The organism is Neorhizobium huautlense, from assembly GCF_002968575.1.
Taxonomy (GTDB): domain Bacteria; phylum Pseudomonadota; class Alphaproteobacteria; order Rhizobiales; family Rhizobiaceae; genus Neorhizobium; species Neorhizobium huautlense.
Genome location: NZ_PVBM01000013.1, coordinates 87,242 through 101,749, shown reverse-complemented (window position 1 = coordinate 101,749; position 14,508 = coordinate 87,242). Strand labels below are relative to the sequence as shown.

Genomic DNA, 14,508 nt, shown 5'->3' with positions numbered 1-14,508 from the left:
CTTATCTTTCCAGAATCGGGTCCAGGTCACGGTAATCCGGCAGGCGACGGTCGATGCCCATGCCATTCCGCATCACGATGCGGTCGGCCTGCGGACGGGAGAGGAATTCGCTCCAGCGGCGGGCGCTGAAGAGCACGAGATCGGCGGGGCCACCTTCGGCGATGACGCCGATATCGGGCCGGCCGAGGATTTCCGCTGGCGTCGAGGTGACGACGCGGGCGGAGGTGTCGAGCGGGTGGTCGAGATGCAGGATGCGTACGGCCTCCCGGAACACCTCGACCGGATCCATGTCGCCATAGGCGTAGAAAGGGTCACGGGTATTATCCGAGGAGACGGCCGTTTTCACGCCGGCCGCGGCCAATTCGTGGAATAGCGTGACGCCGCGCCAGCGGGGGGTGCGGCCGGCGTGGCGATCCTGCAGATACATGTTGCACATCGGCAGCGAGACGACTGAAATCCCGGCTTCCGCGACTTTGTCGACAACGCGTTTGGCGGTGTCGTCATCCTGGCGGGCGAGCGAACAGCAATGGCCGACGGTGACCGAACCTTCGAAGCGGTTGCGGCGTTTGGCGTCGGCGATGGTTTCGAGCGTCAGGACCTGTTTGTCCTCGGTCTCATCCACATGCAGGTCGATGTCGAGGCCGTTGTCGGAGGCTGCCCGGAAGAGGCTATCGAGGATGTTTTCGAAGTCCGGGAGAATGCGTGTGGCACCGCCAAGCAGCCCGCCATAACGTCTCACCGTCGCGACGATGCCGTTGAAGACCGCCTGGTCGGGCACGCATTCCAGCGGCAGGAGAGCTACCGCCTGCAGCGCGATCCGGTCTTTCCACTCCTCGCGCAGTTCGGCAAACAGCGGGAACGAGATATCCGGCTGCGGCGGTATGCTGTCGAGATGGGTGCGGATCAGCTTCGTGCCGTGGGCATAGGCGCTCTTCAGCGAGAATTCGAAGCGGGTGCGGACGTCCTCCGCCGTCCAGTTGGCGATGCGGTCCTCGCGCACGTTCATCAGTGCGCCTTCGAACGTGCCGTCCGGGTTCGGTCTGCGGTCCCAGAAATGGCCCTTGTCGAGATGCGTGTGCATGTCGACAAAGCAAGGCCAGACCATGCCGCCGCGCATGTCCACCTTCACCAGATCGGCAGGTGCGGTGGCGGCCGGAAGTATCCTTTCGATCCTGCCGTCCGAGATGATCAGATCCGCCCCTATCAAGCCTTCCTTTGCCGGTGCGGAAAAACCTTTGACGAGGACCGCCGGCAGGGTGGCGTTGACGAGCGCAAAACGACGGGCATCGGGAAGCGTCATGAATTCGCCAGGCATCAGTTTTCTCTCTTGAGGCTGCTCTCATGCCAGCGATGCAGGAAAGCCCAGGCGATGAAGGAGGTAATCATGAAGATCACCACGCCCAGCACCGAAAGCAGGATCAGCGCTGCAAAAAGACGCGGAATGTTGAGACGATACTGGGACTCCAGCAGGCGGAAGGCGAGACCGGAGCCAGCGCCCGCGGAACCCGCCGCAAATTCCGCCACCACGGCTGCGATCAGCGCCAGTCCGCCGCCGATCCTCAATCCTGTCATGAAATAGGGAAGCGAGGAGGGGAGCTTTAGGTAAAGCAGCGTCTGCCAGCGCGAGGCGCCGTAGAGGTCGAAGAGGTTGAGCAGGTTATGGTCGACGCTCTTCAAACCCTGCACCATGTTCGACAGGATTGGAAAGAAGGCGACGAGGAATGCGCAGATCAGAAGCGCGACCTGGGTCGTCGGCGCGTAGATCAGGATCAGCGGCGCGATCGCCACGATCGGCGTCACCTGCAGGATGACGGTAATCGGATAGAAGGCCGTCTCGATCCATTTCGACTGGACGAGGAAAATGGCGATGCCGACGCCGCCGATCAGCGCCAGCGCCAGCGCCTGCAGGGTGATCTGCGTCGTGACCCAGAGGGCGGGCCAAAGCGTGCCCCAGTCGTTATAGAGCGAGTTCGCCACCGCCAGCGGCCCGGGCAGAATATACTGCGGAATGCCGTTGACGCTGATGATGAACTGCCAGAGCAGGATCAGGCCGACCACCACGCAAATGGGGATCAGCGTGCGCAGCAGCGTCTCCCGGTTGCGAGCGAAGAGGCCCGGCTTCAGAGGCGTAAGGATCGGATCATCTGCCATCAGTGTTCCTCCCCGCCGATCGCTTCCAGGAGCATGTTGGAAACCTTTTCACAGGCCTGCCGGTATTCTTCCGACGTGCGGTAATGCGCATCGCGCGACATGCTCGTCTTCAGCGGGAAGTCCGCATGAACCCGGCCCGGCCGTGCCTTCATCACCACGATGCGGTTCGAGAGGTAGGCGGATTCGAAGACGGAGTGGGTGACGAAGATCACGGTGATGCCCGTTTCGTGCCAGAGCCTCAACACATCGTCATTGAGTTTCTGGCGGGTGATTTCGTCCAATGCCGCAAAGGGCTCGTCCATCAGCAACAGCTTCGGCTTGGTGACCAGCGCGCGGGCGATCGAGACGCGCATCTTCATGCCGCCGGAAAGCTCGCGGGGATAAGCATCGGCGAAATCCTGAAGGCCGACGGTTGCAAGCGTCTCCATGATCTCGTCGCGGGCGGCGGTTTTCGAAACCCCGCGCAGCTTAAGCGGCAGGTGAACATTGCCGAATACCGTCTGCCACGGCATCAGCGTCGGTTCCTGAAAGACGAAGGATATGTCGCCTTCGGGCAGACCCTTGGAATTGATGCGGGAACTCGGCCAGTCGATCGTGCCGGCCGAGACATCGCCGAGCCCCGCGATGATCCTGAGTGCCGTCGACTTGCCGCAACCGGAGGGACCAAGCAGGCTCACGAACTCACCGCCCTCGACAGTCAGCGACATGTCGGACAATGCGAGCGTGCCGCTCGAAAACATCTTGGAGACGCTGCGCATCACGACCAGCGGGCGTTTGCGGCTGTCTCCGGGAGCAGGCATCAACGGGGCTTGGGACGTGGTCATGCTTCACTCGATCAGAAGGGCGGCATTCGCCGCTGGGTGCCCGGCGGCGCGCGAGGTTAAGTCCCCCTTGTGGGGAACGGTTGGAGAGGGGGCTCTTGCGCGGAAAACCCTCCCGCCTGCCGGCACCCTCCCCGCGAGGGAGGATTAAGTATGCCGCACCGTCTACTCTACTTCTTAAGCGCCATTCCGACGCCCTTGCAGACGAATTTGGTCGAATAGGCCTTCTTGTAGTCGAGGTCGGCAGGCTGGACGTTGATTGCCACCATCGAGTCGAAGAACTTCTTGTAGCGCTCGTCGGTGATGCAGCCGATGCCCTTGGTCTCGGCATCGCCGGAAACCACTATTCCGTATTCCTTCATCTTGGCGATGGAATAGGCGATCTGACCGTCCGTCATTTCCGGATTGTCCTTCTTGATCAGATCGTTGGCGGCTTTGTTGTCGCCGTAGAGATAGTTGTACCATCCTTCGATCGACGCATCGACGAAACGCTGCACGACCTCAGGCTTCTTGTCGAGCATCGGCTGCGTCGTGGTGATCATCGTCGAATAGGGGCCGTAGCCGGCATCGGCGATGAGGAACACTTTCGGCGCCCAGCCAGCCTGTTTTTCGATCTCATAGGGCTCGGAGGTCAGATAACCTTGCTGTGCGGACTTCTTGTCGGCGATGAAGGGAGCCGGATTGAAGGTATAGGGCTTGTACTGTTCATCGCGGAAGCCCTTGAAGTTCTTCTTCATCCACTCGAAATACGTGACATAGCCTTCCTTACCCATGAAGATCGTATCGAGATTGGCAAGGTCCTCGAACTTTTCGACGCCCGCGTCGGGATGGGCGAGCAGGACCTGCGGGTCCTTCTGGAAGATCGAGGCGACGCTGACCAGCGGAATGCCCTGCTTGACGGCATCCATGTCCCCGAGCGGCCCGCCCATGTAGAAATCCACCTTGCCGGCGATCAGAAGCGCGCGGTTGGCAGCGTGCGGGCCGCCCTGGATGATCGTCACCTTCAGGCCATGCTTCTCATAGGTCCCATCGGCCACGGCCTGGTAGAAGCCGCCGTGCTCTGCCTGGGCCAGCCAGTTGGTGCCGTAGGATACTTCATCGAGCGCCGCTGCCGGAGCCGCTGCGAGCACCATCGCAGAGAGGCCGAGCGCCGCCAGAAAACTCTTCATAGTCAATGAATTGGACATGTGGTTTCGTTCCCCTGTTAAACCCTGCGGCATCGTGAGAGTATTTCTTTTCCAGCATTTGTACGGTTGCGTTGCTCTTTGAAAAGCATCAAATTTCGTCCGCATTGATGCCTTTCCGGCATCGGTCGAAAAATGACATGCCAAATTGTGCGGCATGGTCAAAAATGATGCAACGGGGGTGATGTAAAATGCTGCATTCGCGAAAGCTGCTTTATATCGATGAGATCGCCCGTTGCGGATCGATCCGCAAGGCGGCAACCCGTCTGAATGTTGCATCGTCGGCGATCAACCGGCAGATCCTGGCGCTGGAGGAGGAGTTAGGGGTGCCGATTTTCGAGCGCATGCCTCGCGGGCTGAAGCTCACCGCTGCCGGAGAATTGTGCATTGAACACATCCGCGAAGTTCTCAAAACCTATGAGCGGATGGAATCGCGCATCCGCGGTCTCAAGATGCCGCAGGCCGGCAAGGTGGCGCTGGTGGCGACGGTGGGACTGGCGGCGGGACCATTGCCTGATATCATCGCGCGGTTCGTCGCCGAGCACCCGCGTGTGCGCATACACTTGAGGAACGACGGCCCTTCGAACACCATTCAGCCGGTGGTAAACGGCGAGGTCGACATCGGTATTGGTTTCAACATCCCGGCGACGCCCGGCATCCGGACGCTCGCCAATTTCGATATTCCGATCGGGGTGGTTATGCCGCCGGGACACAGGCTGGCGGGCGAGGGCGCGGTCGATCTGGCCGAGGTGGTGCAGGAGCCGCTGGTGCTTTCGCAGCCGGGCACGAGCCTGCGCAACGTCATCAATCTGGCGCTTTCGCCCTTCTCGATTCCGGTCGAGCCGATCGTGGAAACCAATGCCTCGGAAATGCTGAAGCAGCTCGTGAAGGCAGGCACCGGGTTGACGCTCCTCAATCCACTCGACGTGCTTCAGGAATGCCGGCGCGGCGAACTGGTTTTCCGGCCGCTCGCCAATCCGCATGCACGTCATCAGCCGATGAAGCTCTTTGCCCGCTCGCGCGCCACGCTCGATACCGCCACCAGCCTATTCGTCGAATTTCTCTTGTCGGAACTCTCAGGCCTCGTCGGAGAGCTGCAGGCGAAGGGGCATGTGCCGCCTCAGCCACAGGCGAGGGATGTCCAGCGGGAGCAGGATCAGCGCGAGTAGAGATTGTCGAGCGAATATGCTGCGAAATCGCGCAGCATCTCGATAAAACGGGCAACCTGATGGCGGCAGATCGAAGCGCCCTTTTCGGCCGTGCCTTTCGATGCGTCGCCCACCACGCCGTTCGGATTGAGGTCATGGGCAAGCCATGCGAGCGCATGCGGGGGCGTCGGCTGGATGAATTTCGATTGAGACTTCATCCATTCCGCCTTGGAAACGAAATTCTGAGCCTTGTCCATCCGCACCAGATCCGGGCGGAAATGCAGCATCAGCGAGGTTTCGACTTCGCCGCCATGGATGCCAAATTTCTGCTCATGCTCGCCGATCAGCCCTTCCGGATTGCCGAAGCGGCCCCACTGCGTGCCGATCACCGCCATCTGGTAGCGGACGCGCAACTCGCGACCGACAATGCTCATGATATCGACATTGCCGCCATGGGAATTGACGATGACGAGCTTCTTCACGCCGGCTTCTGCTACCTTGGCGCCGATGGCCGTCCACATCGGAATGAGGAGTTCGGCACCGAAGGAGAGGGTGCCTGGACCATAGACGTGTTCGTTGGCCTTGCCGATTTCCTGGGTGGGCAGGATCAGGAAATCGAGATCCTCCGGCCGCTGCGCCTTCAGTTCCGCAAGCATACCGTTGGCGATCACCACGTCGGTGGCGATCGGAAGGTGCGGACCGTGCTGCTCGGTCGAGGCGATCGGCAGAATGGCGATGGTTTTTTCGGGCGAAAGCTGCGCGAAATCGAGGGTATTGAGTTCGTTCCAGTAAAACGGCTTGCCCATGCTGCCCCTGCCTTTCCTGATGTTTGTGACAGGGTTAGGAGATCGGGCACGTCTCGAAAAGCATCAATTTCCGCCCAGCGCGTTGCCTTTTTGAGCGCAGACAGGGAGGCCGGCTGTGCCATGGCAAGAAAAAGGCGGATTTCAATAAAATTGCATCTATCCGCTTAATCGCGCCGAGAGCCCTGCCGCATATGGTTGTGCCATAAGAGACAAGACGGCGACCAAGCCGCTCGACAAACGGGGTGCAGCGCAATGATCAAGAAGCTCATTATTTCCGCGGTCGTTCTGACGGCCCTCATTTCCGGCAAGGAAGCCAAAGCCGCCGGTGCGGGTGGTTTTGCCCGGGCGCTCTCTTCCGTGCCTGTCGTTCAGGTTCCGGCTGTCGAAAGCCGGTCGATGGGAACTGAGGAGCGTATGGTGGACGAGGCATTGATCTTCGATCCGTCGGACAGCCGGGCCGCGCAAGGCCAACTGCCTCCCGCAGTTTACCACAACATCTGATTTCGACAGCCTCAACTACCGGCAACCGACTTGCCCGTCTCCACCATTATGCGGAGACGGGTTTTCCCCATTCGGCGATTGCGATCCCGCCGAGGGCGAGCGCCAGCGCGACGATGTGGAAGACCTGCAGGGCTTCGCCGAGAATGGCGACCGAGAGCAGCGTCCCGAAGACGGGAACGAGATTGATGAACAGGCCGGCCCTGTTGGCGCCGATCTTCTGGACGCCGACGATATAGAGAACCTGTGCGATCAGCGAGGCGAAGATGCCCGTATAGAGCACGATCAGCCAGCCCCTCGTATCGGGCCAGATCAGCCGGTCGGCGGAATATTCCCAGAAGACGAGCGGTGTCGTGAAGATGAGCGCAAAGAGGGCGGGGAATGCCATCAGGGTGCGCCAATTGACCTGCGGCCGCCATCTGAGCGCAACGGTGTAGATGGCGTAAGCCATGACGGCGATCATCATGATTGCGTCGCCGAAATTGACGGTGAGCGTCACCAGCGTGCCGAGATCTCCGTGGACGGCGGTAATCACGCCTCCGAACAAGGTGAGGGTGAAGCCGAGGATCTGTGCCCAGGAAACCTTCATGCGGAACAGCAGGAAGTTGATGACGAAGATCAGCATGGGGATGACAGCCTGCTCAACCGTTACGTTGATCGCCGTCGTGTAGTTGACGGCGGTATAGAGCGCGGCGTTGAAAACGACATAACCTATGACGCCCAGGAAGATGAGAATCGGCAGGTTCTTCCTGACGATCGGCCAGTCCTTCACCAGTTGCGGCACCGAGATCGCGAAAATGATTGCAACGGCGGCGAACCAGCGCCAGAAGGTCAGCATCATCGGGCTGACATGGCCGACGGCGAGCTTGCCGGCCACCGCATTGCCGCCCCAGCACAAGGTGGCAATGACGAGGGAAAGATAGGCCTTTTTGTGCAAAACAATTCTCCGGCACCGGCCGTAGGGCGCCGGTATCAACAGTCGGGGCCGGGAAATAGCCCGCCGCTCACGCATTTGTCACGTAAAAACCGCGAGCGAGTCACAAACAGGTCGCTTTCCTTCGGCCAAGGCATTATAGATGCGCGCGTTTGCACTGTTCGCGGATATCCTTATCCGGAAACGGAGCCTAAATCTAAGTGGCGCATCGACCCGTAGGTCAAAAACGATCTACGGTAGGTGCGCGTATGGTCGTGTGGGGCTTTGCCCGCAGTACAGGAAGCAGAGATGACGAACGTAGTCGTGGTTGGTTCGCAATGGGGTGACGAAGGCAAGGGCAAGATTGTCGACTGGCTTTCCGAACGCGCCGATATCGTCGTGCGCTTCCAAGGCGGTCACAATGCCGGCCATACGCTCGTTATCGATGGCGTCAGTTACAAGCTTTCGCTTCTCCCGTCCGGGATCGTGCGGGGCGGCAAGATCTCCGTGATCGGCAACGGCGTCGTTCTTGATCCGCATGCTCTGGTTGCCGAGATCGACAAACTCGCCGGACAGGGTGTGAAGGTCACGCCGGAAAATCTCCGCATCGCCGACAATGCGACGCTCATTCTCTCCCTGCACCGCGAACTCGACGGTCTTCGCGAAGATGCCGCCTCCAACAGCGGCACCAAGATCGGCACCACCCGCCGCGGCATCGGTCCTGCCTATGAGGACAAGGTAGGCCGCCGTGCCATCCGTGTCATGGACCTGGCCGACATGGACACGCTGCCCGGCAAGGTCGACCGTATCCTCACCCACCACAATGCGCTTCGGCGCGGCCTCGGCGAAAAGGAGATCTCGCACGAGGCGATCATGCAGGAACTCACCTCGGTCGCCGCGCGCGTACTGCCTTTCCGGGAAACCGTCTGGGAACTGCTCGACAAGGAACGTCGCAAGGGCGCCCGCATCCTCTTCGAAGGCGCTCAAGGGTCGCTGCTCGATATCGACCACGGCACCTATCCCTTCGTGACCTCATCCAACACCGTCGCCGGCCAGGCTTCGGCCGGCTCCGGCATGGGGCCGGGTACGCTCGGCTATATCCTCGGGATCACCAAGGCTTACACGACTCGCGTCGGCGAAGGCCCGTTTCCGACCGAACTCAAGGATGAGATCGGTCAATTTCTTGGGGAAAAAGGCCATGAATTTGGAACGGTTACCGGCCGTAAGCGCCGCTGCGGCTGGTTCGATGCCGCGCTTGTGCGCCAGTCGGTCGCGACCAACGGGATCACCGGAATTGCGCTGACCAAGCTCGATGTGCTCGACGGCCTGGACGAATTAAAGATCTGCGTTGGCTACAAGCTCGACGGCGTTCAGATCGATCATCTCCCGGCAAGCCAGGGCGCGCAGGCTCGTGTCGAGCCGGTTTACGTCACGCTGGAAGGCTGGAAGGAATCGACGGTCGGCGCCCGCAAATGGGCCGATCTCCCGGCCCAGGCCATCAAGTATGTCCGCCAGGTGGAGGAATTGATTGGCGCGCCCGTCGCGCTACTTTCCACCAGTCCTGAGCGGGAAGACACCATACTTGTGACCGACCCATTTGAAGATTAAAGTCAAAAATTGGTTACCATTCGGCTGATCTTCGGATTGGCGATCATGAGAAAGTGCTGATGGCTGATTTTGTTGCGGTTATCCGCCGCGCGGTTGACGGACTGGCGAGCAATACGCCGGAGATGCGCGCGAAGGTGTATGATAAGGCTCGTGGCGCCGTGCAGCGGCAGCTCGAGAACATGAAGCCGCGCCCACCGGAAGACATGCTGCGCCGGCAGATGGAGAAGCTCGAGGCCGCGATCGTCGATGTCGAGAGTGAGCATGCCGAAGCGCTGGCGCCCGTCGTCGACGAGGCCCCGGCGGGGCATCCAGCCGAAGAAGCCGTTGTCGAACCGGTCGCCGCCGAGCCGGTGGCCGAAGCCGGCGAAGAACCTGCTGCGCAAGTTGCCGAGACTGTCGAAGGAGAGGCTGTCTCTCCCGAACAATATGCGCAAGAACAGCAGATCGCTGTGGAGGAGGCCGCCGAGCCTGCACCGGCACCGGCCGAATACGAATCGGCACCGGTTTTCCGGGAGGACGACTACCAGGCGCCCGAAACGGTTACCGTCGTAGAGGAGCCGGCACCAGCCGAGACAGAACAGCAGGCCGTGGAAGAGACGGCGCCGGTTGTCGAGCAGCCCAGCTTCCATGAAGAGCAGGAAGTCGCGGCTGCACCAGCTGACGAGCCGGCCGCAGGCCACCAATACGGCGATTGGCGCGACGACATGCCACCGGAAGGGGCTCCTTCAGCCCCGACGGTTTTCGATTACGACGAGCCGGCGACTGAGGCGGTGCAGCCCGCTGTCTGGCCTGACGAGCCGCCTCCACTGGAGCCTGAGCCCCTGTCGGAGCCGGCGGCCGCCGAGCCCGTCGCCGCCGAAGACGATTTTCCATATCCCACCCGGAGCGGAGAAGACCAGCGTCCGAACGAGCCTGAATTCGCTCAGGAATGGGCCGGCGAGCCGCATCCCCTGGAACCGGAGCAGGCCGCGGAAGAACCTCCGAAGGCTGAAGAAGATTGGGGATGGGCACCGTCCCAGCCTGAGGCTGCGCCGGCCGCCGGTGCCGCCGCGAATGTCGCTGCCGTATGGAATGAAGTTCCCGAACTCGTGCCAGCCGGTCCTGCCGGCCACGAATTGACGGCTACACCGGTCGAGGCGCATTTCGATTCGGAAACCCACGTTTCGGCCGATACGGTCCGGATGCCTCCGGTCTCCGACCTCCCCGTGGCGAATGCGGCGGTCGCAGCGGCAGCCAAGGACCCGATCGCAGACTATCTCGATCCGCAGTCGAAGCCGGGAGAGAAGACCGCGGAAAGCGATCCCTGGGCCGATCTGGAAGAACTGATCGGCTTCAACAAGGACGCTCCTCTACCGGGAGGCACCTCCCGCAGCAGCACTCTGCACAGCGAGGCGGATGCGGACGATCTGATGCCTGCGCCGGCCCGGCCCTATCGGGTGACCCCGGTGCGCAAGCGGAATTATGCGGGCATCATCCTTGCCATCGTCGGCCTGGCTCTCGTGGGTGCCGGCGGTTACGCGATCTGGCTGAACCGAGATTCGCTGAACGATATGGTGGATGGGCTGTTCCAGTCGAGCGCGCCGACGACGCAGACCGCAGAGCAGACGCCGGCTCCCGCACCCGCGACCCCGGCACCGAGCCAAACGCCTCCGCCGGCACCGCAGACCAATGCCGCAGCGCCCGCCACTCCCGCGACGCCAGCCACTCCCGCCACTCCCGCTCCGGCGGACGGATCCACCACGACGACGAAATTTACCCAGCGCCTGATGGCAGACGGCAGCGAAGTCGACGATGGGCCGGGCGGCACGGGCGGTCTTGCGCAGAATGCAGAGGGGCAGTCGGTCGCTCAGCTCAATACGCCGCCGGCCGCTCAGGCCGCGACGCCCGAGCCCGGCGCACCCGCAGGTGCCGCACCTGCTCCGGGTGCCGGACCAACCGAAACCCCGCAGGCTACGCCGGATCAGGGTGCTGCCGCACCGTCCGCCAATCCATCCGACGCCCCGGCGCTCGCCGGGGAAAAGATGTTCCTCTACGAGGAGCGGATCGGCCAGACGGCGCCCACGGCGATCGAAGGCGCGGTCTCATGGTCGCTCCAGCGCGAGCCGGGCGCGAACGGCCGACCGGAGCCGGTTATCCAGGGACGGATCAACATTCCGGGCCGCGGCCTGACGGCGCTCGTCACCGTCAAACGCAACGGCGATCCATCGCTGCCAGCCAGCCATCTCGTGGAGATCGTCTTCGCGGTGCCGCCGGATTTCGAAGGCGGCGCGATCGACAGCGTGCAGCGCATCGCCATGAAGCAGACGGAACAGGATCGCGGCAATGCGCTCATCGCCGTGCCGGCCAAGATCACCGATGACTTCCACATGATCGCGCTCAACGATTTCCCCGACGCCCGCACCACCAATCTGGAGCTCTTGCGCAGTCGCAACTGGATCGACATTCCCGTTGCCTATCGCAACGGCCGCCGCGCGCTTTTCACCCTCCAGAAGGGGCCGGAAGGCGAGCGGATCTTCGCCGAAGCTATCAGGGAATGGGCCACGCTCGGGGCACCCGCCACCGGGCAGTAAGGATTTTCGGCTTAAAACGAAAAGGCCCGGCAACGACGCCGGGCCTTTTTTGTATTTATTTCGGTGGCGCCGGTCCGGCTGCTGTTAAGCGTCGACCACGCGCAGGGCGTTTGCCTGGGCAAGCGCTTCCTTCTGGACGGCCTCCTGCACCTTCTCGAAGGCGCGGACCTCGATCTGGCGCACGCGTTCGCGGCTGATGTCGAACTCCGACGACAGCTCTTCCAGGGTGACCGGCTCGTCGGCGAGGCGGCGTGCTTCGAAGATACGGCGTTCGCGGTCGTTCAGTACGCTCAGGGCCTTGGAGAGCATCCGGCGGCGCGTATCCAGTTCGTCCTGCTCGATCAGCACTTCTTCCTGGCTGTCGCGGTCGTCCACCAGCCAATCCTGCCACTGTCCCGCTTCACCTTCGCTGGCGCGGATCGGCGCATTTAGCGAAGCGTCGCCGGACAGGCGGCGGTTCATGGAAACCACTTCCTCCTCGGACACATTGAGCTTGGTGGCGATTTCAGCAACCTGATCCGGCTTCAGATCGCCTTCGTCGATCGCCTGGATCCGACCTTTGAGCCGGCGCAGGTTGAAGAAAAGCCGCTTCTGGTTGGCGGTGGTGCCCATTTTAACGAGCGACCAGGAGCGCAGGATATATTCCTGGATCGAGGCCTTGATCCACCACATGGCATAGGTTGCCAGGCGGAAACCGCGTTCCGGGTCGAACTTCTTGACGGCCTGCATGAGGCCGACATTGCCCTCGGACACGACTTCGCCGATCGGCAGACCATAACCGCGATAGCCCATGGCAATCTTTGCGACGAGGCGCAGATGGCTCGTCACAAGCTTATGGGCGGCATTGCGGTCGCCATGTTCGGCGTAACGTTTCGCCAGCATGTATTCCTGCTGGGGCTCCAGCATCGGAAACTTGCGAATTTCATCGAGATAACGGTTGAGACCGGCTTCGCCGGCGGTAATTGAAGGCAGAGTATTGCGGGCCATAAAGCACCCCTTTCCGATCGTTGTCGGCTCCCTCTTACGTGTGGCAATCTTCAAGGTGTTAATGCATGCTGAGGCGAGCCAAGGCCGCACGGGTCATTTCCGACCCCGCACCAACCCACGTAACAAATAAGTACGGCAGAACCGTGGTTCAAGTGATCACGGCGGCGTTATATCATTACAATGTGGTAATGTTCCCGGGCTTCTCACCGATATACGCGTTCGGAAAACTTCCGCATTCCGGACCGGATCATCAATTCATATACCATCCGGCGGCTCATGGGATTGTGCAGTCTTGCCACCTTCGAGCCGAGGAATTCAGTCTCCACGTGACGGAAGGCGAGCAGATCCGAAGCCTCGGTGATCGCATTGTAGTAGAATTCATGGAACTGCCTGCGGCACACATAGGTCTTGTATTTTGTCATGCAGAAGGTCGAGAACGCGCTCTTCTGCTGCCGCAGGAAATCGGCGACGCCGACCGTCACCTCCGGCCAGGCCGGATTGAACGTGTCGTCGAAGGCAATGACGCCGTGGTCGGCGAGCGTATCCATCGCGAGCGTGCTGTCTGCGGTGATGTGATCGAGCATGTGGCCGCCGTCGATGCTGAAGAAGCGCGGCCGGCCGATCCTGGCGATGATGTCTTCCGCCTGCAACCCGGTGCTGTCTGCCTTGATGATCAGGTCCTCATCGACGGGAACGCCGAGCCGCTGACCGTTTTCGATGAAGCGTCGGTATTGCGTGGCAGAGCCGTCCGCTACCTGGCCGATATCGAAAAGATCGATCCCGAGAACTTTGTCCCCGTCTTCGCAGATCTTCTTCAGCAGAAAATAAGAACGCCCGTAAAACACCCCGATCTCGGCAAGTCCTCCCTCCATCCCCTCTCGCTTCTGGGCCTGCAGAAGCGAGAGGAAGACCAGCGCGTCCGGCGGGTCGATATATCCCTCGACTGTCTGAAGGTCGTGGAAAATGAACTTCCGGAGGGTTGAGTTCATGCCTTGCTCGTTCCTCGGTCTGTAGTTGTCGAGCCGACGTTTTGAGATCACGCGATGTACATCTCCCGCCCTGGTTGAATTTCGCCGGACGATATTTTGCATTGCAACAAGTAAGACAAATGGAGCAAAAATTTGACGAGAGCCTAATCCGATTGATCTATGCGCAATGCTCACTTCCAGCTCGAACTATATTGGCGACGTCTGGACCTCGTCTCGCATAATGCCTACAGGCATTTTCGTTCTAGAGGGTGCGAACCGCTCCGGCGATATCGGCTGTAGTCGCCATAGGCCTGGCTCCTCGAAAGGCCGACATCCTTCAGTTGATCATCCGTCAACTCCAGGAGTGCCATCCGGTTTCGATGCTCACGGAATTTTCTGACGACCAGCATGATGAGCCGTGAAAGCATCAATCCGAGACGATGTGTTGAGGCGTTGTCTGTATCCTCCAGAGGCTTGCCGTCGTCCCGGTGCGGCAGTTGAAAGGCAAAGTCGCATGGCTCCGGCATGCGGTCGAAGACCGCCCGGTTCTCGTTCTTCATTGCTGTTCTCCTTGTAATTGTCTGCCGGTGCCCGGCAGGATGCGAGGCGGGCTATCATCCGCCTCGCGGTCCGACCGGCTACTTGGCGCCGGCTTGCGCGGTGCGTGCTGCCGCTTCGGCCTCGCGAAGGGCTTCGGCACATTCCTCGCAGCAGACCTCGACCGTCTTGCCGCCGATCTTCACGGCAATGCGCGTTGAATCGAGTTCGCAATCGCAGGCGGCGCAGGTGTTCTCTTTCATGGTGTCATCTCCCGATGTTGGCTTTTTACGGGAGAAGGAAACCATGTCGGCCGA

At 61.0% G+C, this 14,508-nt stretch carries 14 protein-coding genes; 4 read left to right on the top strand and 10 right to left on the bottom strand.

The features are described from left to right. Position 1: 1 nt before the first annotated feature. From C5L12_RS15890 to C5L12_RS15875, 4 genes are all read right to left on the bottom strand, one after another. The gene (locus C5L12_RS15890; RefSeq protein WP_105373017.1) at positions 2-1,315 is read right to left on the bottom strand and encodes a cytosine deaminase; all 1,314 of its coding nucleotides are present in this window, start codon (positions 1,313-1,315) and stop codon (positions 2-4) included. Beyond that, positions 1,315-2,154 (bottom strand): ABC transporter permease, encoded by an 840-nt coding sequence (locus C5L12_RS15885; RefSeq protein WP_105373016.1) that lies wholly within the window; start codon positions 2,152-2,154, stop codon positions 1,315-1,317. The genes C5L12_RS15890 and C5L12_RS15885 overlap by 1 nt, the downstream gene beginning before the upstream one ends. Then, positions 2,151-2,975 carry an ABC transporter ATP-binding protein gene (locus C5L12_RS15880; RefSeq protein WP_105373015.1) on the bottom strand — a complete coding sequence of 275 codons (825 nt, stop codon included), beginning with the start codon at positions 2,973-2,975 and terminating at the stop codon, positions 2,151-2,153. The genes C5L12_RS15885 and C5L12_RS15880 overlap by 4 nt, the downstream gene beginning before the upstream one ends. Before the next feature lie 167 nt (positions 2,976-3,142). Continuing rightward, positions 3,143-4,159, bottom strand: a complete 1,017-nt coding sequence (locus tag C5L12_RS15875; protein ID WP_105373014.1) for an ABC transporter substrate-binding protein — start codon at positions 4,157-4,159, stop codon at positions 3,143-3,145. A gap of 188 nt (positions 4,160-4,347) precedes the next feature. Between C5L12_RS15875 and C5L12_RS15870 the strand changes: the two genes are divergently transcribed. Then, positions 4,348-5,325: a LysR family transcriptional regulator gene (locus C5L12_RS15870; RefSeq protein ID WP_105373013.1), complete on the top strand. Its 978-nt coding sequence runs from the start codon at positions 4,348-4,350 to the stop codon at positions 5,323-5,325. On the opposite strand, the gene C5L12_RS15865 is transcribed toward C5L12_RS15870, so the two are convergent. Beyond that, on the bottom strand, positions 5,313-6,110 hold the full coding sequence (locus C5L12_RS15865; RefSeq protein ID WP_105373012.1) for a creatininase family protein: 798 nt from the start codon (positions 6,108-6,110) through the stop codon (positions 5,313-5,315). The two genes, C5L12_RS15870 and C5L12_RS15865, sit on opposite strands and share 13 nt — an antisense overlap. 252 nt (positions 6,111-6,362) lie before the next feature. Here C5L12_RS15865 and C5L12_RS15860 point away from each other — a divergent pair, with 252 nt between their 5' ends. Further along, positions 6,363-6,611: a hypothetical protein gene (locus tag C5L12_RS15860; RefSeq protein WP_105373011.1), complete on the top strand. Its 249-nt coding sequence runs from the start codon at positions 6,363-6,365 to the stop codon at positions 6,609-6,611. A 46-nt stretch (positions 6,612-6,657) separates the two neighbouring features. On the opposite strand, the gene C5L12_RS15855 is transcribed toward C5L12_RS15860, so the two are convergent. Next, complete coding sequence (locus tag C5L12_RS15855; RefSeq protein ID WP_105373010.1) at positions 6,658-7,545, bottom strand: DMT family transporter; 888 nt, start codon at positions 7,543-7,545, stop codon at positions 6,658-6,660. Between the two features lie 285 nt (positions 7,546-7,830). Between C5L12_RS15855 and C5L12_RS15850 the strand changes: the two genes are divergently transcribed. Both C5L12_RS15850 and C5L12_RS28160 read left to right on the top strand, forming a co-directional pair. Further along, positions 7,831-9,129, top strand: coding sequence for an adenylosuccinate synthase (locus C5L12_RS15850; RefSeq protein ID WP_105373009.1), 1,299 nt, complete (start codon positions 7,831-7,833; stop codon positions 9,127-9,129). 59 nt (positions 9,130-9,188) lie between these two features. Further along, the gene (locus tag C5L12_RS28160) at positions 9,189-11,699 is read left to right on the top strand and encodes a hypothetical protein (RefSeq protein WP_157949059.1); all 2,511 of its coding nucleotides are present in this window, start codon (positions 9,189-9,191) and stop codon (positions 11,697-11,699) included. A gap of 84 nt (positions 11,700-11,783) precedes the next feature. Here C5L12_RS28160 and rpoH read toward each other — a convergent pair whose 3' ends face one another. The 4 genes from rpoH to C5L12_RS28425 all read right to left on the bottom strand — a co-directional run bounded on the left by rpoH (position 11,784) and on the right by C5L12_RS28425 (position 14,454). Continuing rightward, on the bottom strand, positions 11,784-12,686 hold the full coding sequence (rpoH, locus tag C5L12_RS15835; RefSeq protein WP_105373007.1) for an RNA polymerase sigma factor RpoH: 903 nt from the start codon (positions 12,684-12,686) through the stop codon (positions 11,784-11,786). Positions 12,687-12,889: 203 nt separating this feature from the next. Next, positions 12,890-13,675, bottom strand: a complete 786-nt coding sequence (locus tag C5L12_RS15830) for a class I SAM-dependent methyltransferase (protein WP_105373006.1) — start codon at positions 13,673-13,675, stop codon at positions 12,890-12,892. Positions 13,676-13,899: 224 nt separating this feature from the next. Then, complete coding sequence (locus tag C5L12_RS29125) at positions 13,900-14,214, bottom strand: DUF1127 domain-containing protein (RefSeq protein WP_342588635.1); 315 nt, start codon at positions 14,212-14,214, stop codon at positions 13,900-13,902. A 78-nt stretch (positions 14,215-14,292) separates the two neighbouring features. Beyond that, positions 14,293-14,454 (bottom strand): hypothetical protein, encoded by a 162-nt coding sequence (locus C5L12_RS28425; RefSeq protein WP_165924114.1) that lies wholly within the window; start codon positions 14,452-14,454, stop codon positions 14,293-14,295. Positions 14,455-14,508: the final 54 nt, after the last annotated feature.

Excerpts from the sequence above, each read along its gene's own strand:
- C5L12_RS15890 (WP_105373017.1), bottom strand. The coding sequence starts at position 1,315 with ATGCCTGGCGAATTCATGACGCTTCCCGATGCCCGTCGTTTTGCGCTC.
- C5L12_RS15880 (WP_105373015.1), bottom strand. The coding sequence starts at position 2,975 with ATGACCACGTCCCAAGCCCCGTTGATGCCTGCTCCCGGAGACAGCCGC.
- C5L12_RS15875 (WP_105373014.1), bottom strand. The coding sequence starts at position 4,159 with ATGTCCAATTCATTGACTATGAAGAGTTTTCTGGCGGCGCTCGGCCTC.
- C5L12_RS15870 (WP_105373013.1), top strand. The coding sequence starts at position 4,348 with ATGCTGCATTCGCGAAAGCTGCTTTATATCGATGAGATCGCCCGTTGC.
- C5L12_RS15865 (WP_105373012.1), bottom strand. The coding sequence starts at position 6,110 with ATGGGCAAGCCGTTTTACTGGAACGAACTCAATACCCTCGATTTCGCG.
- C5L12_RS15860 (WP_105373011.1), top strand. The coding sequence starts at position 6,363 with ATGATCAAGAAGCTCATTATTTCCGCGGTCGTTCTGACGGCCCTCATT.
- C5L12_RS15850 (WP_105373009.1), top strand. The coding sequence starts at position 7,831 with ATGACGAACGTAGTCGTGGTTGGTTCGCAATGGGGTGACGAAGGCAAG.
- C5L12_RS28160 (WP_157949059.1), top strand. The coding sequence starts at position 9,189 with ATGGCTGATTTTGTTGCGGTTATCCGCCGCGCGGTTGACGGACTGGCG.
- rpoH (WP_105373007.1), bottom strand. The coding sequence starts at position 12,686 with ATGGCCCGCAATACTCTGCCTTCAATTACCGCCGGCGAAGCCGGTCTC.
- C5L12_RS15830 (WP_105373006.1), bottom strand. The coding sequence starts at position 13,675 with ATGAACTCAACCCTCCGGAAGTTCATTTTCCACGACCTTCAGACAGTC.
- C5L12_RS29125 (WP_342588635.1), bottom strand. The coding sequence starts at position 14,214 with ATGAAGAACGAGAACCGGGCGGTCTTCGACCGCATGCCGGAGCCATGC.
- C5L12_RS28425 (WP_165924114.1), bottom strand. The coding sequence starts at position 14,454 with ATGAAAGAGAACACCTGCGCCGCCTGCGATTGCGAACTCGATTCAACG.